Origin of the sequence: Muricoccus vinaceus (assembly GCF_042433125.1) — a bacterium.
Lineage (GTDB): Bacteria > Pseudomonadota > Alphaproteobacteria > Acetobacterales > Acetobacteraceae > Roseomonas > Roseomonas vinacea.
The window spans coordinates 1-534 of sequence record NZ_JBHLVZ010000130.1; the positions used below are offsets into that span (position 1 = coordinate 1).

General features: G+C 69.9%; 1 pseudogene. It reads right to left on the bottom strand.

Annotated elements, in window-relative coordinates:
* Window positions 1-534: pseudogene (locus ACFFIC_RS29925) on the bottom strand (transposase); the annotation flags it as partial.

Consider the following 534-nt stretch of genomic DNA (forward strand, 5'->3'; position numbering starts at 1 on the left):
CGCTCGGCGCAGCCATTCCCCTCGGGTGCCCGCACGAAGGCGGGTGAGCTCTCGATACCGAGGAACGTAAGCTCGCCTTGGAAAGCATCGGACATGTACTGGCTGCCGTGGTCATGGCGGAGTGCGAGGCCCGCCGCGATGCCCTTGGCGAAGCCGCCGAAGTGCTGGCGCACGCCCTGCCTGAGGGGTTCCAGCGCCTCGAAGCGGGTGCCGCGCCGGGCAGCATGCAGGCCGACGCACCCGGCGCTGTGGTGATCGACGGCAACGAACACCGCCGCCTGACCCTCAGCCGTCCAGGTGGTGGTCATGTCGGTCGCCCACATGGTGTCCACCGTGTCAGGGATGATGGTGCCGTCGTGGTTGCGCGGGCCTCGAGGGCTGCCGACCCGGGAAGGTGCAAGCAGGTCGTGCTCGCGCATGAGCCGCAGCACCCGACGCCGGGACGTTCGGACGCCCTGCATGCGCAGCCTCGCCCAAACCTTGCGGTGTGTCCTCGCCATGGAAGGGGGAGGCCGCGAGGACAGCCCGGATCGC